The sequence below is a fragment of the Streptomyces sp. NPDC093510 genome (genome assembly GCF_040683555.1).
GTDB lineage: Bacteria > Actinomycetota > Actinomycetes > Streptomycetales > Streptomycetaceae > Streptomyces.
Genome location: NZ_JBFBEE010000009.1, coordinates 43729 through 67019, shown reverse-complemented (window position 1 = coordinate 67019; position 23291 = coordinate 43729). Strand labels below are relative to the sequence as shown.

The 23291-nt window shown below is 70.0% G+C and carries 20 protein-coding genes and 1 tRNA gene; 18 read left to right on the top strand and 3 right to left on the bottom strand.

Annotated elements, in window-relative coordinates; all coding sequences use genetic code 11:
- Window positions 1-23: 23 nt before the first annotated feature.
- The 3 genes from AB0N81_RS16140 to AB0N81_RS16130 form a co-directional block, all read right to left on the bottom strand.
- Window positions 24-653 (bottom strand): YceI family protein, encoded by a 630-nt coding sequence (locus AB0N81_RS16140; RefSeq protein ID WP_365358556.1) that lies wholly within the window; start codon window positions 651-653, stop codon window positions 24-26.
- A gap of 770 nt (window positions 654-1423) precedes the next feature.
- The gene (locus AB0N81_RS16135) at window positions 1424-2446 is read right to left on the bottom strand and encodes a helix-turn-helix domain-containing protein (protein ID WP_365358554.1); all 1023 of its coding nucleotides are present in this window, start codon (window positions 2444-2446) and stop codon (window positions 1424-1426) included.
- A 220-nt stretch (window positions 2447-2666) separates the two neighbouring features.
- Window positions 2667-2738 (bottom strand) — tRNA-Arg (locus tag AB0N81_RS16130).
- Between the two features lie 201 nt (window positions 2739-2939).
- On the opposite strand from AB0N81_RS16130, the gene AB0N81_RS16125 reads away from it, so the two are divergent.
- The 18 genes from AB0N81_RS16125 to atpE all read left to right on the top strand — a co-directional run bounded on the left by AB0N81_RS16125 (window position 2940) and on the right by atpE (window position 23269).
- Window positions 2940-3458 carry a response regulator gene (locus tag AB0N81_RS16125; RefSeq protein ID WP_365358552.1) on the top strand — a complete coding sequence of 173 codons (519 nt, stop codon included), beginning with the start codon at window positions 2940-2942 and terminating at the stop codon, window positions 3456-3458.
- Between the two features lie 499 nt (window positions 3459-3957).
- Window positions 3958-5586 carry an ArgS-related anticodon-binding protein NrtL gene (gene nrtL, locus AB0N81_RS16120; RefSeq protein WP_365358550.1) on the top strand — a complete coding sequence of 543 codons (1629 nt, stop codon included), beginning with the start codon at window positions 3958-3960 and terminating at the stop codon, window positions 5584-5586.
- 26 nt (window positions 5587-5612) lie between these two features.
- Window positions 5613-7004 (top strand): diaminopimelate decarboxylase, encoded by a 1392-nt coding sequence (gene lysA, locus AB0N81_RS16115; protein ID WP_365358548.1) that lies wholly within the window; start codon window positions 5613-5615, stop codon window positions 7002-7004.
- Between the two features lie 113 nt (window positions 7005-7117).
- Window positions 7118-8410: a homoserine dehydrogenase gene (locus tag AB0N81_RS16110; protein WP_365358545.1), complete on the top strand. Its 1293-nt coding sequence runs from the start codon at window positions 7118-7120 to the stop codon at window positions 8408-8410.
- Window positions 8411-8416: 6 nt separating this feature from the next.
- Window positions 8417-9475 (top strand): threonine synthase, encoded by a 1059-nt coding sequence (gene thrC, locus AB0N81_RS16105; RefSeq protein WP_365358543.1) that lies wholly within the window; start codon window positions 8417-8419, stop codon window positions 9473-9475.
- Window positions 9476-9736: 261 nt separating this feature from the next.
- The gene (gene thrB, locus AB0N81_RS16100) at window positions 9737-10654 is read left to right on the top strand and encodes a homoserine kinase (protein ID WP_365358541.1); all 918 of its coding nucleotides are present in this window, start codon (window positions 9737-9739) and stop codon (window positions 10652-10654) included.
- Window positions 10655-11048: 394 nt separating this feature from the next.
- The gene (rho, locus tag AB0N81_RS16095) at window positions 11049-13148 is read left to right on the top strand and encodes a transcription termination factor Rho (RefSeq protein WP_365358539.1); all 2100 of its coding nucleotides are present in this window, start codon (window positions 11049-11051) and stop codon (window positions 13146-13148) included.
- A gap of 330 nt (window positions 13149-13478) precedes the next feature.
- On the top strand, window positions 13479-14591 hold the full coding sequence (locus AB0N81_RS16090) for an LCP family protein (RefSeq protein ID WP_365358537.1): 1113 nt from the start codon (window positions 13479-13481) through the stop codon (window positions 14589-14591).
- Between the two features lie 160 nt (window positions 14592-14751).
- Entirely contained in the window at window positions 14752-14973 is a 222-nt protein-coding gene (gene rpmE / locus AB0N81_RS16085) for a 50S ribosomal protein L31 (RefSeq protein WP_098244794.1), read from the top strand.
- Window positions 14974-15101: 128 nt separating this feature from the next.
- Window positions 15102-16178, top strand: coding sequence for a peptide chain release factor 1 (gene prfA, locus AB0N81_RS16080; protein ID WP_365358535.1), 1077 nt, complete (start codon window positions 15102-15104; stop codon window positions 16176-16178).
- Between the two features lie 64 nt (window positions 16179-16242).
- Entirely contained in the window at window positions 16243-17088 is an 846-nt protein-coding gene (gene prmC, locus AB0N81_RS16075) for a peptide chain release factor N(5)-glutamine methyltransferase (protein ID WP_365358533.1), read from the top strand.
- A gap of 46 nt (window positions 17089-17134) precedes the next feature.
- The gene (locus tag AB0N81_RS16070) at window positions 17135-17782 is read left to right on the top strand and encodes an L-threonylcarbamoyladenylate synthase (RefSeq protein WP_365358531.1); all 648 of its coding nucleotides are present in this window, start codon (window positions 17135-17137) and stop codon (window positions 17780-17782) included.
- The gene (locus AB0N81_RS16065; protein ID WP_362990248.1) at window positions 17779-18432 is read left to right on the top strand and encodes a protein-tyrosine-phosphatase; all 654 of its coding nucleotides are present in this window, start codon (window positions 17779-17781) and stop codon (window positions 18430-18432) included. Before AB0N81_RS16070 ends, AB0N81_RS16065 begins: the two co-directional genes overlap by 4 nt.
- Before the next feature lie 49 nt (window positions 18433-18481).
- Complete coding sequence (gene glyA / locus AB0N81_RS16060) at window positions 18482-19750, top strand: serine hydroxymethyltransferase (protein ID WP_365358529.1); 1269 nt, start codon at window positions 18482-18484, stop codon at window positions 19748-19750.
- A 130-nt stretch (window positions 19751-19880) separates the two neighbouring features.
- Window positions 19881-21203 carry an MraY family glycosyltransferase gene (locus AB0N81_RS16055; protein ID WP_365358527.1) on the top strand — a complete coding sequence of 441 codons (1323 nt, stop codon included), beginning with the start codon at window positions 19881-19883 and terminating at the stop codon, window positions 21201-21203.
- Between the two features lie 261 nt (window positions 21204-21464).
- The gene (locus tag AB0N81_RS16050) at window positions 21465-21902 is read left to right on the top strand and encodes a hypothetical protein (protein WP_365358525.1); all 438 of its coding nucleotides are present in this window, start codon (window positions 21465-21467) and stop codon (window positions 21900-21902) included.
- A 276-nt stretch (window positions 21903-22178) separates the two neighbouring features.
- On the top strand, window positions 22179-22949 hold the full coding sequence (atpB, locus tag AB0N81_RS16045; protein WP_365358967.1) for a F0F1 ATP synthase subunit A: 771 nt from the start codon (window positions 22179-22181) through the stop codon (window positions 22947-22949).
- 74 nt (window positions 22950-23023) lie between these two features.
- Window positions 23024-23269, top strand: a complete 246-nt coding sequence (gene atpE / locus AB0N81_RS16040; protein ID WP_268773475.1) for an ATP synthase F0 subunit C — start codon at window positions 23024-23026, stop codon at window positions 23267-23269.
- The last annotated feature ends 22 nt before the right edge of the window (window positions 23270-23291 follow it).

The following is a 23291-nucleotide window of genomic DNA, read 5'->3' as shown; positions in this document are numbered from 1 at the left end:
CATACCGCTATACCGCTATACCGCTATACCGCCGGCGCCGTGGCCCGGATCGCGGAGATGTCGAACTGCAGCCGGACCTTCTCGCTGACCATCGTGCCGCCCGCCGCGAGGCGCTGGTTGTAGACCAGCCCCCACTCGGTGCGGTCGATGGTGGTGGTGCCGTCGAAGCCGACCCGCTCGAAGCCGAAGGGGTCCACGACCGACCCCAGGTAGTCGAGTTGCAGCTCGACGGGCCGGGTGACGTCCCGGATGGTCAGGTCACCCGCCATGCGGAAGGTCTCCCCGCCCTCATGGACGGTGGAGGTGCTGCGGAACACCATCTCCGGATAGCGCCGCGCGTCGAAGAAGTCGGTGCCGACGAGATGCGCGTCCCGCTGCTCCACGCCGGTGTCGACGCTGGCGACCCGGATGACGATCTCCGCGCGCGACTCGGAGGGCTGGTCGCCGTCGAAGTACAGCGTGCTGTCGTAGTCGGCGAAAGCGCCCCGGACGGTCGTGACCATCGCGTGCCGCACGGAGAACCCGACGCGGCTGTGCGGCCCGTCGATGGTCCACTGCCCCGTCAGCCCGCGCAGCGCGGAGTCGAGCGCGACACCGCCGGCCGGCGTCGGCTCCAGGGTGGCGGTGGTCTGGCGACGGCTGAAGATGCCCACGAGGTCATACCCTCCTTCGAAATCGATCCCCCCGTGCTATCACGTCATTCGAAGGCCCCACCCAGCGAGATGGGCGGCCTCGTCCGGCTTCCATGGTGCCGACGGCAAAGATGCACAGGATCGACATCATGTGGATGCACTGACGGACGGCCACACGTCACGGACGGTCACGGGGAGGAGGAGGCGGAGGCGGAGGCGGAGGCGGAGGGGCGGAGGCGGCGGCGGAACGGAGAACGGCCCGACCGAAGACGCTCCGGCCGCGATGCTCCCGGCCGTCAACGCTCCGGGGCCGCGATGACGCCCCCGGGCTTCAACGCTCCGGGGCTGCGATGACGCCCTCCGGGGCTTCAACGTCCCGGGCTGCGACGCCACTCCCCGGGCCTCAATGCTCCGGGGCGGCGACGCACCCGGTCCTCAACGCTCCGGGGCTGCGACGACCCCCCGGGCCTCAATGCTCCCGGGCCGCGACGCCCCCCGGGCCTCAACGCTCCCGGGCCTCGACGCCCTCGGGCCTTGAGGCCGTCGGGCGGCGCACCGGCCCACCCCCCGGACCATGCCACCCCCCCGGGACCATGCCCCCCGGACCATGCCACCCCCCCCGCAACCGGCCCGGAACCCCCGTCACAGGGCCCGGCACACCACCCATCCCCTTCCCCTTCCTTCCAACCATCGTGTGCGCCCCTACGCCCTCCCCCGTTCTTCTGGGCGCAGTGGCGGACACCGGCGGCGGCCCCCCGATCCCGCCGCCGCGCCACAGTCTTCCCACCGCCTCACCCGACGTCATTGACCAAGGGCGCACACTTGTTGACCCCCGACGCACTCCGGTAGTCCGCCAAGGTGCGTGCGCGTACCTCGCTGGGAGTCAGCCCGTACGTGGCGCGGAAGGCGCGGGTGAAGACGGCGGGCTGCGGGAACCCCCAGCGGGCCGCGACCACGCCGACCGGCACGGCGGCGAACGCCGGGTCGGCCAGCACCCGGTGGCAGCGCTCCAGCCGCAGCCGCCGGATCCAGGAGGACACGGTCAGCCCCTGCTCCTGGAAGAGCCGGTGCAGGTAGCGCGTGGAGATGTGGTGCGCGGCGGCGATGCTGTCCGGGTTCAGCCCCGGGTCGCGCAGATGCCGCCGGACGTGGCTCTGCACCCGCAGCAGCAAGGTGCGCTTCCGGCTCTCGACCGGCAACTCGTCCGCACGGTCGAGGTGCTGGGCGGCAAGATGCCCGACCAGGTCGACGAGCGTATGGGTGAGCCGATCGGCGGCGCCGCTACCGCTCCCGAACTGCCCCACGTCATCCGTGACTTGATGCATGAACTGGGCGAGCAGAGCCCCGAAGCCCTCACGGCTGGAGAGCGGCCGGGAGACGAGGTCGGAGAGCCGGTCGACCGGGAACGGCAGCAGATGCAGGGGCAGCGTGGCCACGATGCTCCGCGTCGGATCGCCGCCGCCCCCTTGCCGCATCCACCCTTCGAAGGGCGAGGACGACTCGTACAGCAGAAAGTGCCCGGCCCCGAACTGCACGTTCCGCCCGGCCTGTTCGAACCCGCTGAGCCCCTGCAAGGTCAGAGACACCTGCAGGCTCCCGGGGTCCCCTTTCCGGATGTGCCGCGCCGTGCGCCGCACCTCGGCCGACGGGTACGACATGGTGGTCAACGTCGCGGCACCCAGGTCGACATGGTCGACGGCCACAGGGAAGTCGTCGGTGTAGTCACTCCGCAGAGTGGTCGCGATGGGCGAAGCGGACTTCAGCTCGCCCCACCACCCGAACCGCTCCTCCGGAGGCACGCTGTCACTGGTCAAGCACGACCGGATCATGCTCTCCCCTCTCCCTCGATCACCGCCCCCCTTCTCGCCTCCCCACCCTTACGACGCCCCACCCCCTGCCCACCCGTTCCCGCCCCCATTCACCAACTCCTTGCGGCGGACCACTCCGGGGAAAGGCAAAGGGCCTGGACATACGCAAAAACCCCGTCCTCAGCGTTTCCGCTGGTGACGGGGTCTTCGGACACCTTCTGCAAGGTGCCCCCGGCAGGATTCGAACCTGCGCACACGGCTCCGGAGGCCGTTGCTCTATCCCCTGAGCTACGGGGGCGTACCGCCGCGGGTTGCGCGGCGACGGGTAGAACCCTACCAGCTCTTCGGGCCTCCCCATGAACAGGTATTTCCGTGCTCACGGGGAGGCCGGGCACGTGCCTCGGGACGTCGGGGCGGTGGTCCTCGCCGGGCCGGGCGGCGGGTGGCGGAAGTAGGGAAAACCGGGACGCGGCGGGGGGAGCGGACCTACTCTCGAGTTGTGCCAGGCGTGCCCGGCCGCGTGCTTGTTGTGGACGACAACAAGGTCATCCGGCAGCTGATCAGGGTCAACCTCGAGCTGGAGGGCTTCGAGGTCGTGACCGCGGCCGATGGCGTCGAGTGCCTGGACATCGTGCAGCAGGTCCAGCCCGATGTGATCACACTCGATGTCGTGATGCCCCGGCTCGACGGGCTGCGGACCGCCGCCCGGCTCCGTGCCGACGCGCGGACGAGTGACCTGCCCATCGTCGTCGTCAGTGCCTGCACGCAGTACGAGGTTGAGAGCGGCCTGGAGGTCGGGGTCGACGCCTTCCTCGCGAAGCCCTTCGAGCCCAGCGAACTGGTCGACATAGTCCGGCAGTTGATGTCGGAGGGGGTGAGGGAGGAGGGGCGCCCGGCGGACCGGCGTGACCGTGAGCGCGACCGCGAGCCCCTGGAAGCGGAGTGCCGGGCCAGTGGGTGCGGAGGCGGGGGCGGCGGCATCGGAGGATCCGAGCGCGCGGCCCACCCCGGAGCCTGACCTCCACCACGCTCCGGCGCCGGGCCCCCTCCGCGCGGCGGTATCGAGGGAGCGGAGCGCGCGGCCACCCGGAGTCTGACCTCCATCACGTTCGGGCGCCGGGCCCCTTCCGCGCGGCGGTATCGAGGGGTCCGAGCGCGCGGCCACCCGGAGTCTGACCTCCACGCCCCGCCATCGGGGCCTCCTACGCCACCACCCCCGCGCTACCCGCGCTCCGGTACCGGGGACCCCCTCCGCCGCCACGCCCACGCCCCGCTGCCGGTGGCCCACCGTCGCTACCCCGCGCCTCCGCCACCGTTTCCCGCACCCCGGGCCCGGCCCCCGCACCCCGGCCCCCGCACCCCGGCCCGGCACCTGCGCCCCCGCTCGGCCCCCGCGCCTGCTCCCGCCCCTCCCGGCCTCCCGCCCTCGGTGCCTCCGCCCGCCCCCTCGTCCACATGCCGGACCATCCGGAAACCGAGTCGCCTCCCCACCCCCCTCCTCCCATACGCTTGGTCCCGTGACCCCCGTCGAGCTTTCCCGCACCGTGCTGCGCGCCATGCGTCAGGCCGTCGACGCCGGTGAGCTCAGCGTGGACGTGCCGGTGGACGCGGGGCGCGTACGGGTGGAGAGGCCTCGGCCCGGGGGATGCGGGGACTACGCGACCAGCGTCGCCCTCCAGATCGCCGGCGCCGCGGGGCGGCCGCCGCGTCAGGTGGCCGAGGTGCTGTCCCCGCGGCTCGCCGCTCAGCCCGGCATCGCCGGGGTCGACATCACCGGGCCCGGGTTCCTCAACATCACCCTCGCGGGTGCCCGCGAAGAAGCGCTCGTGCGGGAGATCCTGGAGCGCGGCCACTGCTACGGCCACGTGCATCCCGACACCGGAGCTCTCGCCCAGATCCACGTACCCCGTGAGGTCCGCGCCGTCGTCGTCGCCGACAGTGTCCGGCGCATCCTGCGCTCCCAGGGCGTCCTCGTCCGCGTCACCTGCGACGACGCCCCGGATCCCGCCTGGACGGATGTCCTCGGCGTGCGCGTCGACGCCCACGGGCGTCCGCCCCAGCCGCTGCCCACCCTCCGCCCCGTCCCCGCCGCGGAAGGCTCCCGGCCCTCCGGCACGGATGCCCTCACCTCCACCCCCGCGCCGGACCCCGAACCTTCCGGCCCCCTCCGGCCCGCCGGCACGGATGCCCTCACCTCCACCCCCGCGCCGGACCCCGAACCTTCCGGCCCCCTCCGGCCCGCCGGAACGGATACCCCGACCTCCACCCCCACGGCGGACCCGGCCCCCTCCGGCCCCCTCCGGCTCGGCCGCGACGCAGCCCGCTGGGCCCTGCTCCACCCCGCCGCTCACGACCGCCCCCGCGTCACCCCCGAGCAGGGCGGCGACCAGCACCTCGTGCAGCGTGAGAGCAACCCCCTCTTCCGCGTCCAGTACGCCCACGCCCGCACCCGCGCCCTCACCCGCAACGCCGCCGACCTCGGCTTCACCGCCACCCCCGGCACCACCGACACCGCCCCCCGCGGCACCGTCACCCCCGCCACCACCGACGCCGCCCCTCACGAGGCCACCGCGCCCGGCACCACCGACACCGCCTCCCGCGGCACCGTCACCCCCGCCACCACCGACGCCGCCCCTCACGAGGTCACCGCGCCCGCCACCCCCGCCACCACCCCCCGCGGCACCCCCGCCACCACCCCCCGCGACACCGCCCCCCGCGACACCACCCCCCGCGACACCACCCCCCGCGACACCGTCACCCCCCTCCTCGACGCCCTGGACGAATACCCCGCCGTTCTCGCCGCCGCCGCACGCCACCGCGCGCCCGACCGGCTTGCCCGGCACCTCGTAGCCGTAGCCGACGCCTTCCTCTCCTTCCAGAGCCCCCCGCAGGCCGGCGTCCTGCCGACGAGCACCTCGCACGGAGCCGTCCTGCCGACGAGCCCCCCGCAGGAAGCCGTCCTGCCGACGAGTACCTCGCACGGAGCCGTCCTGCCGACGAGCCCCCCGCACGGAGCCGTCCTGCCGATGGGGGACGAGAAACCCTCGGCCGCCCACCGTGCCCGGCTCGCGCTTGCCGAAGCTGCCGGGGTGGTGCTTGCCGGTGGCCTGTCCCTGCTCGGCATCAGCGCACCCGACCACCTGTGACATGTGAAAGACGAGACGACACCGCCATGAGCCGTTCCGCACACCCCGCCGGTCCCCGTCACGCCGACGTATTCCCCGAGGGCCACTACAGCGCCCCGCCCGCCGACCTCAACGCCCTGGACCCCAAGGTCTGGTCCCGCACCGTCACCCGTACGCCCGAAGGTGTCGTCAGTACGGGCGGCATCGAAGTGACGCGGCTCGCCGAGGAGTTCGGCACCCCGGCGTACTTCATCGACGAGGCCGACTTCCGCGCCCGCTGCCAGGCCTGGCGTGACGCCTTCGGCAGTGACGCCGATGTGTTCTACGCCGGCAAGGCGTTCCTTTCGCGGGCCGTCGTGCGGTGGCTGCACGAGGAGGGGCTCAACCTCGACGTGTGCAGCGGCGGCGAGCTCGCCACCGCCCTCGCCGCCGGCATGCCCGCCGAGCGCATCGCCTTCCATGGGAACAACAAGACCCCGGACGAGATCGAGAGGGCGATCGAGGCCGGCGTCGGACGCATCGTGCTCGACTCTTTCCAGGAGATCGTGCGCGTCGCGCACATCGCGGAGCGGCTCGGCAAGCGGCAGCGCGTGCAGATCCGCGTGACGGTGGGCGTCGAGGCGCACACCCACGAGTTCATCGCCACCGCGCACGAGGACCAGAAGTTCGGGATCGCGCTCGCGGGCGGGCAGGCCGCCGAGGCCGTTCGGCGTGCGCTCAAGCTCGATGGGCTCGAGCTGATCGGGATTCACTCCCACATCGGGTCGCAGATCTTCGACATGGCTGGGTTCGAGGTCTCTGCGCGGCGCGTTGTGCAGTTGCTCGCCGAGGTGCGGGACGAGCACGGTGTCGAGCTGCCCGAGATCGACCTCGGGGGCGGGCTCGGCATCGCGTACACCTCCGACGACGATCCCCGCGAGCCGCACGAGATCGCGAAGGCGCTGCACGAGATCGTCACGCGGGAGTGCGAGGCCGCGAATCTGCGGACGCCCCGCATCTCCGTGGAGCCCGGCCGCGCCATCGTCGGCCCGACCGCCTTCACGCTCTACGAGGTCGGCACCATCAAGCCCCTCGAGGGGCTCCGTACGTACGTGTCCGTGGACGGCGGCATGTCCGACAACATCCGTACCGCGCTGTACGACGCCGAGTACACCGTCGCCCTGGTCTCCCGCTCTTCCGACGCCGACCCGGTCCTGGTGCGCGTCGTCGGCAAGCACTGCGAGAGTGGGGACATCGTCGTACGGGATGCTTTCCTTCCGGCGGATCTCGCGCCCGGCGATCTGATCGCCGTGCCGGCGACCGGTGCGTACTGCCGCTCGATGGCGAGCAACTACAACCACGCTCTTCGCCCGCCCGTCGTCGCCGTCAGGGACGGTGAGGCGCGGGTGATCGTCCGGCGTGAGACGGAGGAAGATCTCCTGCGTCTCGACGTCGGATGACGGAGTAAGACAGAAAAGATGAAATACATGTCTCAGGATCCGGACAATGGACAGAAAGTCTGTTCCGGTGGGTGAGACTGGTTCCACCGTAGATGTAAAAGAAGTGAGGTCGGATGATGCGTACGCGTCCGCTGAAGGTGGCGCTGCTGGGCTGTGGAGTTGTCGGCTCAGAGGTGGCGCGCATCATGACGACGCACGCCGACGACCTCGCAGCCAGGATCGGCGCCCCGGTGGAGCTCGCCGGGGTCGCCGTCCGCCGGCCCTCCAAGGTGCGTGAGGGAATCGACCCGGAGCTCGTCACCACCGACGCGACCGCGCTGGTCAAGCGGGGTGACATTGACGTCATCGTCGAGGTGATCGGTGGTATCGAGCCCGCTCGGACCCTCATCACCACCGCCTTCGAGCACGGCGCCTCGGTCGTCTCCGCGAACAAGGCGCTCATCGCGCAGGACGGCGCCGCGCTGCACGCCACCGCCGCCGAGCACGGCCGGGATCTTTACTACGAGGCGGCCGTCGCCGGTGCCATTCCGCTCATCCGGCCGCTGCGCGAATCCCTCGCCGGTGACAAGGTCAACCGCGTCCTCGGCATCGTGAACGGGACCACCAACTTCATCCTCGATGCCATGGACACCACCGGTGCCGGCTATCAGGAAGCGCTCGACGAGGCCACCGCGCTCGGGTATGCCGAGGCCGATCCGACCGCCGACGTCGAAGGGTTCGACGCCGCCGCCAAGGCCGCGATCCTCGCCGGAATCGCGTTCCACACGCGCGTGCGGCTCGACGACGTGTACCGCGAGGGCATGACCGAGGTCACCGCCGCCGACTTCGCGTCCGCCAAACGCATGGGCTGCACCATCAAGCTCCTCGCTATCTGCGAGCGCGCCGCCGACGGCGGGTCCGTCACCGCGCGCGTGCACCCCGCGATGATCCCGCTCACCCACCCGCTGGCATCGGTGCGCGAGGCGTACAACGCCGTCTTCGTGGAAGCGGAGGCCGCCGGGCAGCTCATGTTCTACGGGCCCGGCGCGGGCGGCTCGCCCACCGCGTCCGCCGTGCTCGGCGACCTCGTCGCCGTCTGCCGCAACAAGCTCGCCGAAGCCACCGGGCCCGGCGACTCCGCGTACACCCAGCTGCCCGTGAGCTCTATGGGCGAGGTCGTCACGCGGTACCACATCAGCCTCGACGTGGCCGACAAGCCGGGTGTGCTCGCCCAGGTCGCGACGGTCTTCGCCGAGCACGGCGTATCGATCGATACGGTCCGTCAGACGGGCAAGGACGGCGAGGCCTCCCTCGTCGTCGTCACCCACCGCGCGCCCGACGCCGCCCTCAGCGGCACCGTCGAGGCGCTGCGCAATCTCGACACCGTGCGTGGTGTCGCCAGCATCATGCGGGTTGAAGGGGAGTAAGCAGCAATGACCCACCAGTGGCGCGGAATCATCGAGGAGTACCGGGACCGTCTTCCGGTCTCCGACACCACGCCGGTCGTGACGCTCGGCGAGGGCGGCACGCCGCTCGTGCCCGCACAGGTGCTCTCCGAGCGCACGGGCTGCGAGGTCCACCTCAAGGTCGAGGGCGCCAACCCCACCGGGTCCTTCAAGGACCGCGGCATGACCATGGCGATCACCAAGGCCAAGGAGGATGGCGCGAAGGCCGTCATCTGCGCCTCCACGGGCAACACGTCGGCGTCCGCCGCCGCCTATGCCGTACGCGCGGGAATGGTCTGCGCCGTCCTCGTGCCGCAGGGCAAGATCGCGCTCGGCAAGATGGGGCAGGCCCTCGTCTACGGTTCGAAGATCCTCCAGGTCGACGGCAACTTCGACGATTGCTTGAACCTCGCTCGAGGCCTGTCGGAGAACTACCCGGTGGCGCTGGTCAATTCGGTGAACCCGTTCCGCATCGAGGGCCAGAAGACCGCCTCGTTCGAGATCGTCGACGCCCTCGGCGACGCCCCCGACATCCACGTCCTTCCCGTCGGCAACGCCGGCAACATCACCGCCTACTGGAAGGGCTACAAGGAGTACGCGGCCGACTCGGTGTCGACCCGTACGCCCCGGATGTGGGGCTTCCAGGCCTCCGGCTCCGCGCCCATCGTGCGCGGCGAGGTCGTCAAGGACCCGTCGACGATCGCCACCGCGATTCGCATCGGCAACCCCGCCTCGTGGCAGTACGCCCTCGACGCGCGCGACGAGTCGGACGGCTTCATCGACGAGGTGACGGACCGTGAGATCCTGCGCGCCTACAAGCTGTTGGCGTCCCAGGAGGGTGTCTTCGTGGAGCCCGCGTCGGCCGCCTCGGTCGCCGGTCTGCTGAAGGCCGCCGAGCAGGGCAAGGTCGACAAGGGGCAGCGCATCGTCTGCACCGTCACCGGAAACGGCCTCAAGGACCCGGACTGGGCCGTCGCGGGCGCCCCGCAGCCGGTCACCGTCCCGGTCGACGCGGCCGCCGCCGCCGAGCGCCTCGGCCTGGCGTGACCGGCCCCGGTCCCGCGTAACGGCAGACAAAACCCGCGACTCCGTACAGGGGGTGGCACAGGGGGCTTACGACACGCATCGTGCGCCTCCTGTGCGCCCTATGTCGCCACAGAACCTTCCTTCGATAGGCTGTACCGAACCCGCCCCGCCGCATATGCCGCGGTGCCGCCGTTGTCGCGGCCTTCGGGTGTTCCGTACATGTGGCACGTACCGAAAATACGCAGCCTTAAAAACACGCAGCTCAAGGAGAGTCATCGAGCGATGGCCGGTCCCGCGTTCCGCGCCGCCGCCGTCCGGGTGCGCACCCCCGCCACCAGCGCCAACCTCGGCCCGGGCTTCGACGCCTTCGGCCTGTCGCTGGCTCTGTACGACGACGTCGTCGTCCGGGTGGCCGACTCCGGCTTGCACATCGACATCGCAGGGGAGGGCAGCGACAACCTCCCGCGCGACGAGTCGCATCTGCTCGTACGATCCCTGCGTACCGCCTTCGACCTGCTCGGCGGACAGCCGCGCGGACTCGAGATCGTCTGCGCCAACCGCATCCCGCACGGCCGCGGCCTCGGCTCGTCGTCCGCCGCGATCTGCGCCGGCATCGTCGCCGCGCGCGCCGTGACGATAGGCGGCGAAGCGCGTCTCGACGACGCCGCTCTGCTGGAGCTGGCCACCGAGATCGAGGGCCACCCCGACAACGTCGCCGCCTGTCTCCTCGGCGGCTTCACGCTCTCCTGGATGGATGGGGGAACGGGACGGGCCATCCGGATGGAACCCGCCGGGTCCATCGTTCCGGTGGTTTTCGTACCGGGAAAGCCCGTGCTCACCGAGATGGCCCGCGGCCTCCTGCCGCGCACCGTTCCGCACGTCGACGCGGCCGCCAACGCGGGCCGGGCGGCCCTGCTCGTCGAGGCCCTGACCAGGCGCCCCGAGCTGCTGCTGCCCGCCACGGAGGACCGGCTGCACCAGGAGTACCGCGCCCCGGCCATGCCGGAGAGCGCCGCCCTGGTGGAACGGCTGCGCGCCGACGGCGTGCCGGCCGTGATCTCCGGCGCGGGCCCCACGGTCCTCGCGCTGGCCGAAGACAGTGCGGCCGACAAGGTCGCACGCCTGGCGGGGGAGGGCTGGGCGGCCAACCGCCTGGCGCTCGACGCCACGGGTACGAGCGTGTTGCCGCTCGCGCCCTGAAAGCAGTGGACGAAGGGATTCGGGGTGTCCCGATCCTGAGAGGGGGAATGTTTGTTGGATCCGGTAGTGTTAATCTCAAGTCTGCACCCGACCTCACCATGGCGAGGTGCTTTGTGTCCCCGTCCGGGACAACCATTCTTCCGGGAGCCTCCCAAACTGCTTTGTGCCCCGCACTGAGCGGTCCTGAGCACGCTCCGGAACCGGCGTGACCGAGCCGGGTGACACCGCACATCAGTGGCACCGCACCGGGACTCGCCATCACCAATGAATTCTTCCGCCGCGTTGGCGGACCACCGCCCCGGCACGGTCCACAGAATGCAAGGACCGACAGCCGGACAGCACAACCGGTCGCCGAGCCAGACAGGCCGACGTCCGCTCCAGGGAAGGACCCTTCGTGAGCGACACCACCGATCTGATGGGCGTGACTGCCGACACGCCCGCCACGGACGCCTCCGCGGCGCCTGCCACCGGTGCTTCGGCCGGGTCCCGGCGGCGCCGCGGCACCGGCCTTGAGGGCATGGTGCTGGCGGAACTGCAGCAGGTCGCATCGGGCCTTGGAATCAAGGGCACCGGGCGCATGCGCAAGAGCCAGCTGATCGAGGTCATCAAGGAGGCGCAGGCAGGGGGCGGAGCCCCGGCGAAGAGCGCCGCGGCTTCCGGTGAGACCACCGAGACCAAGCCCAAGCGCCGGGCCACCTCGAAGGCCCGCACGGGCGAGGACGCCGCGGAGCCCGCCGCCAAGGCGAGCGCTTCCGCCAAGTCCGACACCGCCAAGGCCGGCAAGTCCGACGACGCCAAGGGCGACAAGGCCGCCGGCCAGCAGCAGATCGACATCCCCGGCCAGCCCGCCGGAAGCCCCGCCCGCTCCGGCGACGCCGAGCGTGGGGCAGAGGACCAGCCGGCCGGCGAGCGCCGCCGGCGCCGGGCCACCGCCGACGCGGGCAGCCCGGAGACCGTCACCGCCGAGGCAAAGACCGAGGCCAAGGGCGACGGATCCGGCGACAAGGGCGGCGACAGCTCCGGTGACGGCGCCGAGGGCCGCCGCGACCGCCGTGACCGGCAGGGCCGCGGCCGCGACCGCGACCGCCGTGGCAACAAGGGCGACGACCAGCAGGGTGGCGGCCAGCAGGGTGGCGGCCGTCAGGACCGCCAGGACCGTCAGCAGCAGGGCGGCGGCCGTCAGGACCGACAGGACCGCCAGGACCGTCAGCGTGACAACGGTCCGCAGGATGACGGCTACGACGACGACGGGAGCGGCCGCCGTGGCCGTCGCGGGCGCTACCGCGACCGCCGTGGCCGTCGCGGCCGCGACGAGCAGGGCTTCGGCAACGAGCCGCAGGTCTCCGACGACGACGTCCTGATCCCCGTCGCGGGCATCCTGGACATCCTCGACAACTACGCGTTCATCCGTACGTCGGGCTACCTCCCGGGCCCCAACGACGTGTACGTGTCGCTGGCCCAGGTCCGCAAGAACGGCCTGCGCAAGGGCGACCACGTCACCGGCGCGGTCCGCCAGCCCAAGGACGGCGAGCGCCGCGAGAAGTTCAACGCGCTCGTGCGCCTCGACTCGGTCAACGGCATGGCGCCCGAATCCGGGCGCGGGCGACCGGAGTTCAACAAGCTGACGCCCCTTTACCCGCAGGACCGGCTCCGCCTGGAGACCGACCCGGGCGTGCTCACCACCCGCATCATCGACCTCGTCGCGCCCATCGGTAAGGGTCAGCGCGGTCTGATCGTGGCCCCGCCGAAGACCGGCAAGACCATGATCATGCAGGCGATCGCCAACGCGATCACGCACAACAACCCCGAGTGCCACCTGATGGTCGTCCTGGTCGACGAGCGTCCGGAAGAGGTCACCGACATGCAGCGGTCGGTGAAGGGCGAGGTCATCTCCTCGACCTTCGACCGCCCCGCCGAGGACCACACCACGGTCGCCGAGCTCGCCATCGAGCGCGCCAAGCGCCTGGTGGAGCTGGGTCACGACGTCGTCGTGCTGCTCGACTCGATCACGCGTCTGGGCCGTGCGTACAACCTCGCCGCCCCGGCCTCCGGCCGCATCCTGTCCGGTGGTGTCGACTCGACGGCCCTCTACCCGCCGAAGCGCTTCTTCGGTGCCGCGCGCAACATCGAGGACGGCGGCTCGCTGACCATCATGGCCACCGCGCTCGTCGACACCGGCTCGCGCATGGACGAGGTGATCTTCGAGGAGTTCAAGGGCACGGGCAACCTCGAGCTCAAGCTGGACCGCAGGCTCTCCGACAAGCGGATCTTCCCGGCGGTGGACGTCGACTCGTCCAGCACCCGCAAGGAAGAGATCCTGCTCGGCAGCGACGAGCTCGCCATCACCTGGAAGCTGCGCCGCGTGCTGCACGCGCTCGACCAGCAGCAGGCGATCGAGCTGCTCCTCGACAAGATGAAGCAGACGAAGTCGAACGCCGAGTTCCTGCTGCAGATCCAGAAGACGACCCCGACGCCGGGCAACGGCAACGACTAATCGTCCTCAGTCGTCCTCAGCGGTCCGAAAGCCGCCCCGTCACAGGAGTGACGGGGCGGCTTTCGCGTTGTCCGCCGTGACCGGAGCGAGACCTTGGCCACACGCCTAAGAGATTCTCACGGTCACGGGCGGTAGCGCCGCTCGCCATGAAAGCGCAGGTGAAAGCCCAAAAGCGGAAACCCGATGCGCACATTGCGTAGCGGTCGGTACCCGGGGCGCACACAGGCCGTCGTGCAACCCTTCTTTCGGCTTTTCCGTCTGACAAGTGACGGAAAACCACGCCTGGCCCTGAAAGCAGGGGGTAACCGACCGACGAGGACTGAGGAGCGCATGACTGACGAGAGCAGGGCCGCCGACGCGCCCAAGCGAGGCAAGCGCGGCCGCCGGCGCAAGCCACGCAGCACGCGCAAGAAGGTGCTCGTCGTCACGGCCTGGACCGCCGCGGGTGTGGCCGTCCTCGGAGGCACCGGCCTCGGCTACGTCTACTTCAAGCTCAACGGCAACATCAAGGGCGTCGACATCAACGCCGCGCTCGGCACGGACCGCCCCATGGATGTCGACAACGGCTCCCAGGACATCCTCGTCCTCGGCTCCGACTCGCGCTCCGGCGACAACGCCAAGTACGGCAAGGACGAGGGCGCCGCCCGCTCGGACACCGCGATGATCGTCCACGTCTACAAGGGCCACAAGACGGCCAGCGTCGTCTCCATACCCCGCGACACCCTCATATCCCGGCCCGCGTGCAAGACGGGCGACGGCAAGTCGGACCCCGGCGGGCAGCGGCAGATGTTCAACACGGCGTACGAGGTCGGCGGCCCCGCCTGCGCCGTCAAGACCGTCGAGAAGATGTCCGGCATCCGGATGGACCACTACGTAGAGGTCGATTTCACGGGCTTCAAGAAGCTCATCGACACCCTCGGCGGCGTCGACATCACCACCAAGAAGGCCATCCACGACAAGGACAGCCACCTCGACCTGGACGCCGGCACCCACACGCTCGACGGCGAACAGGCACTCGGCCTGGTCCGCACCCGGCACGGCGTCGGCGACGGCAGCGACCTCGGCCGCATCCAGCTCCAGCAGGCCTTCATCAAGGCCCTCCTCGACCAGGTCAAAGACGTCGGCGTCTTCAGCAACCCCAAGAAGCTGTACGACCTGGCGAACGACGCGACCAGCGCCATCACCACCGACTCCGACCTGAACGACGTCAAGAGCCTCGCGAGCTTCGCGAACGGCCTCAAGGGCATCGGCGCGGGCGACATGAAGATGGTCACGCTGCCCATCCAGTACGACCCGAACGACCTGAACCGCGTCCTGCCCCTGGAGGAGGCCGACCAGGAGGTCTGGGACGCCCTCAGGGCCGACAAGGCCATACCCAAGTCCGCCACCGAGAAGTCGGCGGGCGACAAGGGCGACGCGGGCGACGTGGTCACCAGCCACTGACCCGGCCACTGTCCCGGCTGCGCACCCGCCAGGAATAGAACGGCACCTACCCCGGTTTTGGGAGATACGGCCTGTCCTGGCAGACTGGTACGTCGGCCCCGGTTCACGTACGAGCAATCCGCACGTACGACCCGGCGCCCTCCCGAAACTAGGAGACACCTTGAAGCGCGACATCCACCCCGAGTACGTCGAGACCCAGGTCAGCTGCACCTGCGGTGCGTCGTTCACCACCCGCAGCACGATCTCCAGCGGCACCGTCCGCGCCGAGGTCTGCTCCGAGTGCCACCCGTTCTACACGGGCAAGCAGAAGATCCTCGACACCGGTGGCCGCGTGGCCCGCTTCGAGGCCCGCTTCGGCAAGGCTGCAGGCGCCAACAAGTAGCGAGCCACTGCGCCGGTCATCGGCCGCCCTCGGGAGGGGGTGGCCGGGACCGGCGCTTTTGCCGTCCCGCAGCCAATTCGCGTAGAACGCTCGCGTAGAACCTTCGCGCAGAAACCCAGGAGCCCCCGATGTTCGAGGCGGTCGAGGAACTGATCGGTGAACACGCCGATCTCGAGGAGAAGCTCGCAGACCCGTCGGTCCACGCCGACCAGGCCAATGCGCGCAAGCTCAACAAGCGCTATGCCGAGCTGACCCCGATCGTCGCGACATACCGCTCCTGGAAGCAGACCGGGGACGACATCGAGACCGCGCGCGAGTACGCCGCCGCCGACCCCGACTTCGCCGCCGAGCTCAAGGACCTGGAGCGCCAGCGCGAGGCGCTCACCGAGAAGCTGCGGCTGCTCCTCGTGCCCCGGGACCCGTCCGACGACAAGGACGTCATCCTGGAGATCAAGGCGGGCGCGGGCGGCGACGAGTCGGCCCTGTTCGCCGGTGACCTCCTGCGCATGTACCTGCGGTACGCGGAGCGCGTCGGCTGGAAGACCGAGATCATCGACTCCACCGAGTCCGAGCTGGGCGGCTACAAGGACGTCCAGGTCGCCGTGAAGACCAAGGGCGGCCAGGGCGCCACCGAGCCGGGCCAGGGCGTCTGGGCGCGGCTGAAGTACGAGGGCGGGGTGCACCGTGTGCAGCGCGTGCCCTCCACCGAGTCCCAGGGCCGCATCCACACCTCCGCGGCCGGTGTCCTGGTGACGCCCGAGGCCGAGGAGATCGACGTCGAGATCCACGCGAACGACCTGCGGATCGACGTCTACCGCTCCTCCGGGCCCGGCGGCCAGTCCGTCAACACCACCGACTCCGCGGTGCGCATCACGCACCTGCCCACCGGAGTCGTCGCCTCCTGCCAGAACGAGAAGAGCCAGCTGCAGAACAAGGAGCAGGCGATGCGTATTCTGCGCTCCAGGCTCCTCGCGGCGGCCCAGGAAGAGGCGGAGAGCAAGGCCGCGGACGCCCGCCGCAGCCAGGTCCGCACCGTCGACCGCTCCGAGAAGATCCGTACGTACAACTTCCCGGAAAACCGGATCTCGGACCACCGCGTCGGCTTCAAGGCGTACAACTTGGACCAGGTGCTCGACGGAGAGCTCGACCCGGTCATCCAGGCCTGCGTCGACGCGGACTCCGCCGCCAAGCTCGCCGCGGCGTAAGGCCACGTAAAGCCACGTAAGGCACCCCTGTACGACCCTTCACGACCCGCCCCGGAGGACCAGCGTGAACCTGCTGCTCGCGGAAGTGGCCCAGGCCACCCAGCGGCTGGCCGACGCCGGCGTGCCCTCGCCGCGCAACGACGCGGAGGAGCTCGCCGCCTTCGTGCACGGCGTGAAGCGGGGCGAGCTGCACTCCGTCAAGAACGCCGACTTCGACGCCCGCTACTGGGAGACCGTCGCGCGCCGCGAGGCCCGCGAGCCGCTGCAGCACATCACGGGGCGGGCCTTCTTCCGCTACCTGGAGCTGCAGGTCGGCCCCGGCGTCTTCGTGCCGCGCCCGGAGACCGAGTCCGTCGTCGGCTGGGCCATAGACGCCGTCCGCGCGATGGACGTCGTCGAGCCGCTCATCGTCGACCTGTGCACCGGCTCCGGCGCCATCGCGCTCGCCATGGCCCAGGAGGTCCCGCGCTCGCGCGTGCACGCCGTGGAGCTGTCCGAGGACGCCCTCAAATGGACGCGGAAGAACGTCGAGGGGTCCAGGGTCAAGCTCCGCCAGGGAGACGCCAGGGACGCCTTCCCGGAGCTCGACGGGCAGGTCGACCTCGTGATCTCCAACCCGCCGTACATCCCGCTCACCGAATGGGAGTACGTCGCACCCGAAGCCCGCGACTACGACCCCGAACTCGCCCTCTTCTCCGGCGAGGACGGCCTCGAGCTGATCCGCGGCATCGAGCGCACCGCCCACCGGCTGCTGCGCCCCGGCGGCGTCGTCGTCATCGAGCACGCCGACACCCAGGGCGGCCAGGTCCCATGGATCTTCACCGAGGAGCGGGGCTGGGCCGACGCGGCCGACCACCCCGACCTCAACAACCGCCCGCGCTTCGCGACCGCCCGCAAGGCGATGCCGTGACGACCCAGATCATCAGTGTCAGCTTTTCAGTGAGGAGTCCGGACTAATGGCACGGCGATACGACACCAACGACGCGACCGACCGTACGACCGGTCTGCGCGAGGCCGCGTCCGCCGTCCGCCGTGGCGAGCTGGTCGTGCTGCCCACCGACACCGTCTACGGCATCGGCGCCGACGCCTTCACCCCGGAGGCGTGCTCCGACCTGCTGGACGCCAAGGGCCGCGGCCGCAACATGCCGACGCCCGTCCTGATCGGCTCGCCGAACACCCTGCACGGCCTGGTCACCGACTTCTCCGAGATGGCCTGGGAGCTCGTCGACGCGTTCTGGCCGGGCGCCCTCACCCTCGTCGCCAAGCAGCAGCCGTCCCTCCAGTGGGACCTCGGCGACACCCGCGGCACGGTCGCCATCCGCATGCCGCTGCACCCCGTCGCCATCGAACTGCTCACCGAGGTCGGCCCCATGGCCGTCTCCTCGGCGAACCTCACGGGCCACCCCGCCCCCGAGGACTGCGACGCCGCACAGGAGATGCTCGGCGACTCCGTCTCCGTGTACCTGGACGGCGGCCCGACCCCCGGCATCGTCCCGTCGTCGATCGTCGACGTCACGGGCAAGGTGCCGGTGCTGCTGCGCGCGGGTGCGCTGACCGCGGACGAGCTGCGCAAGGTGGTACCCGACCTCGAGGTGGCGAATTGACAGCCCCTGAGACGGGGCGTGGCATAGCGGGCTTCCCGGGCTCTGCGGACGCCTTCCGCATCCTCCACGTCAGCACCGGCAACGTGTGCCGCTCGCCGATCACCGAGCGGCTGACCAGGCATGCCCTGGCCGACCGCCTCGGCGACCCGCTCACCGGCGGCCTCATCGTCGAGAGCGCGGGCACCTGGGGCCACGAGGGTGCCCCCATGGAGACCAACGCCGAGACGGTCCTCGCCGACTTCGGCGCGGACGCCAGCGGCTTCATGGGGCGCGAGCTCCTCGACGACCACGTCATCCGCGCCGACCTCGTCCTGACCGCGACCCGCGACCACCGGGCACAGGTCATCTCGATGGGCCACTCGGCGGGCCTGCGCACCTTCACGCTCAAGGAGTTCACGCGGCTCGTGCGCGCCATAGACCCGACGACGCTGCCCGAGCCGGACGGCAACGGCGTGGTGGAGCGCGCCCGCGCCCTGGTGCGGGCCGCGGCCGCGCTGCGCGGCTGGCTCCTGGCGCCGAACGTGGAGGCCGACGAGGTGTACGACCCGTACGGGGCGCCCCTGCCGTTCTTCCGTTCGGTGGGCGACGAGATCAACCAGGCGCTCGACCCCGTGGTGACGGCGCTGACCGGGGTGCCCGCGCACATGTAGCGGCCTACATTGGATCTGAGGTCACCCCCGCACGGCCCCGGAGCCCACGATGTCGCTCAGCACGGTCAGCACCGCCCCCTCCGCACCCACCGTCCCTACGGCGTTCACGGATCTCGAAGGGCTGCGCAGGCAGGACCCCGAGCTCGCCGAGGTCCTCATGGGGGAGGTGGCCCGGCAGTCCGACGCGCTGCAGCTGATCGCCGCCGAGAACTTCACCTCGCCCGCCGTCCTCACCGCCCTCGGTTCGCCGCTCGCCAACAAGTACGCCGAGGGCTACCCCGGCGCGCGCCACCACGGCGGCTGCGAACTGGTCGACATCGCCGAGCGGATCGCCGTCGACCGCGCCAAGGCCCTGTTCGGCGCCGAGCACGCCAACGTGCAGGCGCACTCCGGATCGTCCGCCGTCCTCGCCGCGTACGCCGCGCTGCTGCGGCCCGGCGACACGGTCCTGGCGATGGGCCTGCCGTACGGCGGCCACCTCACGCACGGCTCACCCGCGAACTTCTCCGGCAGATGGTTCGACTTCGTCGGCTACGGCGTGGACCCCGAGAGCGGCCTGCTCGACTACGACCAGGTGCACGCCCTCGCCCGTTCGCACCAGCCCAAGGCCATCGTGTGCGGCTCCATCTCCTACCCGCGGCACATCGACTACGCGGCGTTCCGCGAGATCGCCGACGACGTGGGCGCCTACCTCATCGCCGACGCCGCGCACCCCATGGGGCTGATCGCCGGGGGAGCGGCGCCCAGCCCGGTGCCGTACGCCGACATCGTCTGCGCGACCACGCACAAGGTCCTGCGCGGCCCCCGGGGCGGCCTCCTGCTGTGCGGGAGCGACCTCGCGGAACGGATCGACCGCGCCGTCTTCCCGTTCACGCAGGGCGGCGCACAGATGCACACGATCGCCGCCAAGGCCGTGGCATTCGGCGAGGCGGCCGCACCGGCCTTCACGGGGTACGCCCATCAGGTGGTCGAGAACGCGCGCATCCTGGCACAGGCACTGGCCACAGCCGGCTTCGCGATCACCACCGGCGGCACGGACACCCATCTGGTTCTGGCCGATCCCACACCCCTCGGAGTGGACGCGCGGACCGCCCGCGGCAGGCTCGCGGCGGCCGGGATCTACCTCGACACCTGCGCCCTGCCGCACGGCGATGCGCGCGGCCTGCGCCTTGGAACGGCCGCTGTCACAACCCAGGGCATGGGCGGCCCGGAGCTGGCGCGCATCGCGGGACTGCTGGTCGAAGCGGTGCGTGAGGACTCGAACGTACGAGAAGAGGTACGCGAACTGGTGGGAAGATTTCCGCCGTACCCGGCCTAGCACGGGACGGGCGCGTCAGGGACGGACAGGTACTCGTGCAACCATCGTCGCTACCCGGAAGTCCCCAACCGTATGCGCACAAAGCTAGGGTGTGGGGCTGTGATGGCCAGCGAGACCTGTGGGGAAGCCCGTGCGTGAATACCTGCTGACGCTCTGCATCACGGCTGCGGTGACTTACCTGCTGACCGGCCCGGTGCGGAAGTTCGCGATCGTGGCCGGTGCCATGCCGGAGATCCGCGCTCGTGACGTGCACCGGGAGCCCACGCCCCGGCTCGGCGGGATCGCGATGTTCTTCGGTCTCTGCGCGGGACTGCTGGTCGCCGACCACCTGCCGAACCTGAACACGGTCTTCGAGAACTCCAACGAGCCGCGCGCGCTGCTCTCAGGGGCGGCGCTGATCTGGCTGATCGGCGTCCTGGACGACAAGTTCGAGATCGACGCGCTGATCAAGCTCGGCGGCCAGATGATCGCCGCGGGCGTCATGGTCATGCAGGGCCTGACGATCCTGTGGATTCCGGTCCCCGGCGTCGGCACGGTCTCGCTCACCTCAGGCCAGGGCACCCTGCTCACCGTCGCGCTCGTCGTCATCACCATCAACGCCGTCAACTTCGTCGACGGTCTCGACGGCCTCGCGGCGGGCATGGTGTGCATCGCGTCGGCGGCGTCCTTCATGTACGCCTACCGCATCTGGTACGGCTACGGCATCGAGGCCGCGGCCCCCGCCACGCTCTTCGCCGCCATCCTCATGGGCATGTGCCTCGGCTTCCTGCCGCACAACATGCACCCGGCCCGGATCTTCATGGGCGACTCGGGCTCGATGCTCATCGGACTCGTCCTCGCGGCGGGCGCGATCTCCGTCACCGGTCAGGTCGACCCGGCCGCGATGAAGCTGAACTTCGGCGGCGGCCGCGATGCCACGCACGCGATGCTGCCGGTCTTCATCCCGCTCCTGATGCCGCTGACGATCATCGCGATCCCCTTCGCGGACCTGGTTCTCGCGATCGTCCGGCGCACCTGGAACGGCAAGTCCCCGTTCGCCGCGGACCGCGGCCACCTCCACCACCGGCTCCTGGAGATCGGCCACTCGCACAGCCGCGCGGTGCTGATCATGTACTTCTGGTCGGCGCTCATCGCCTTCGGCACCGTCGCGTACTCGGTGCACTCGACGAGCATGTGGATCCTGCTCCTGATCGTCGCGCTCAGCGGGCTCGGGCTCGTCCTGCTCCTGCTGCCGCGCTTCACCCCGCGCACGCCGCGGTGGGCGGAGGCCTTCGTGCCGCCGCGCTACCGCCGTCGCCGGGGCATGGCGGGGACGGACGCCCAGGAGGCGTCGTACGAGGGTTGTGAGGGCTCGGAACCGAAGACTCCGGTCGCCGCGGGCGTCAACGGAGCGACCGCGATCGGCGCCCGCTCGCGGTTCGAGGAGCGACGGGAAGCCGAGACGTCACGTTGACGCCCGATCCTAAACCGCCCCATTACCAGACAATTTGGCCCGCTGAGTGCACAGACGCGCGGATTACTTCTCATGTGTGACAGTGGGCACACCAAGCAGGTAAAGACCTCATCAAATAGTTTGTGATACGGTTCACGAGATCCCGGGACAGAGCCGAAGGACCGTAGTGCGACGGTCCATTGGCCCGAGGGCCCCTCTCGACCCGGGTCTACGCTCGTCCATGACGACACCCTGCCCCCATCAGTAAGCGGAGCTGCCGCCATGCCGTCTCAAGACACCCGAACTCTCCTTCAGTCCGCTGTGCCCACAGCTGCCGTCGGCGCGATCGTCGCCGCAGTCAGTGCCGTGGTGGCCGGCGGAAAGGGGGCCATCGGGGCTGTCGTCGGCACCCTGGTCGTCATCGCCTTCATGGGGCTCGGTCTCTTCGTCCTGCAGCGGACGGCAAAATCGCTTCCGCAGCTGTTCCAGGCGATGGGCATGATGCTTTATGTCGCCCAACTCCTGCTGCTGCTTGTCTTCATGGGCCTGTTCAAGGACACGGATCTCTTCAATCCGAGGGCCTTCGCGGCCGCGCTTGTGGCGGCGACCATCGTGTGGATGGCCGCACAGGCCCGCGCGCACATGAAGGCCAAGATCCTTTATGTCGAGCCTGACTCGGATAAGAGCGAGAAGCAGGAGAAGTCGGGGTCCCCGCAGTGAAGGGTAGGGGCGGGATAAATGCCCGTTCGAGATGCTGCTATCGTCCGGTGCCAACTGCGGCACTGCTGGCGCGGGCATCTGAGCTGACGCCTGCACGATCGCGAGGCTCGATGCCTGAACGCCGCTCACACTTCCGAAACACCAGTCCGGTGCCGAACCGCGGCCGCGTGCCGCGCCGACACGACAACGAGGTTGCCGTACCTATGCGTCACGCCGAAGGAGCCCGCGGTGAGTGCTGACCAAACTGAGCTCGCCTTTGACTGGAGCTGTCGGATCATGTCCGACAACGGCTGTGGCTTCCCGGCTCCGGGTCTGCACTCGTTCCTCTTCAAGCCGATCTTCACCGTCGGCGGGTTCGAGTTCAACAAGGTCATGCTGCTCGCCCTGCTGACCACGTTCGTCGTAGTCACCTTCTTCTACGTGGCGTTCGGCAAGGCCAAGCTGGTCCCGGGCAAGCTGCAGATGATGGGCGAGGCCGGCTACGACTTCGTACGCCGCGGCATCGTCTACGAGACGATGGGCAAGAAGGACGGCGAGAAGTACGTCCCGCTCATGGTCTCGCTGTTCTTCTTCATCTGGATCATGAACATCTGGTCCGTGATCCCGCTGACCCAGTTCCCGGTCTCGTCGATCATCGCCTACCCGGCGGTGCTGGCGGCCGTCGTCTACCTGGTGTGGGTCCCCCTCACATTCAAGAAGCACGGCTTCGTGGGTGGCTGGAAGAACATCACCGGTTTCGACAACTCGCTCGGCCCGATCAAGTGGCTCGTGTCGTTCATCGAGTTCTTCTCGAACCTGCTCGTGCGCCCCTTCACGCACGCGGTGCGACTCTTCGCCAACATGTTCGCCGGTCACCTGATGCTGGTGATGTTCACCGTCGCCTCCTGGTACCTGCTGAACAGCTTCCTGATCCCGGCCGCCGGTGTCTCCTTCGTGATGACCATGGCCATGATCGTCTTCGAGCTTTTCGTGCAGGCCGTCCAGGCGTACGTCTTCGTGCTCCTCGCCTGCTCGTACATCCAGGGCGCTCTCGCCGAGCACCACTGACCGCCCTCCCCGCAACCCCCTAAGCGCCCGGTGGCCAACCCCCACCGGTCCATGAAAGAGAAGGAAGTAACGGCATGTCCGCGACTCTCGAACTCGCCGCCGTCACCGGAGACCTCAAGGCTCTCGGTTCCATCGGCTACGGTCTCGCCGCGATCGGCCCCGGCATCGGCGTCGGCATTGTCTTCGGTAAGGGCACCGAGGCTCTCGCTCGTCAGCCCGAAGCTGCCGGCCTGATCCGTGCCAACCAGATCCTCGGCTTCGCCTTCTGTGAGGCGCTCGCCCTCATCGGCATCGTCATGCCGTTCGTCTACAGCTCCTGATCGCCGAAGACGACTAGCACCC

Coding starts and splice junctions, on each gene's coding strand:
- AB0N81_RS16090 (WP_365358537.1), top strand. CDS start 13,479: ATGACTGACGAGAGCAGGGCCGCCGACGCGCCCAAGCGAGGCAAGCGC.
- thrC (WP_365358543.1), top strand. CDS start 8,417: ATGACCCACCAGTGGCGCGGAATCATCGAGGAGTACCGGGACCGTCTT.
- AB0N81_RS16050 (WP_365358525.1), top strand. CDS start 21,465: ATGCCGTCTCAAGACACCCGAACTCTCCTTCAGTCCGCTGTGCCCACA.
- atpB (WP_365358967.1), top strand. CDS start 22,179: ATGTCCGACAACGGCTGTGGCTTCCCGGCTCCGGGTCTGCACTCGTTC.
- atpE (WP_268773475.1), top strand. CDS start 23,024: ATGTCCGCGACTCTCGAACTCGCCGCCGTCACCGGAGACCTCAAGGCT.
- thrB (WP_365358541.1), top strand. CDS start 9,737: ATGGCCGGTCCCGCGTTCCGCGCCGCCGCCGTCCGGGTGCGCACCCCC.
- AB0N81_RS16110 (WP_365358545.1), top strand. CDS start 7,118: ATGATGCGTACGCGTCCGCTGAAGGTGGCGCTGCTGGGCTGTGGAGTT.
- lysA (WP_365358548.1), top strand. CDS start 5,613: ATGAGCCGTTCCGCACACCCCGCCGGTCCCCGTCACGCCGACGTATTC.
- AB0N81_RS16070 (WP_365358531.1), top strand. CDS start 17,135: ATGGCACGGCGATACGACACCAACGACGCGACCGACCGTACGACCGGT.
- glyA (WP_365358529.1), top strand. CDS start 18,482: ATGTCGCTCAGCACGGTCAGCACCGCCCCCTCCGCACCCACCGTCCCT.
- prfA (WP_365358535.1), top strand. CDS start 15,102: ATGTTCGAGGCGGTCGAGGAACTGATCGGTGAACACGCCGATCTCGAG.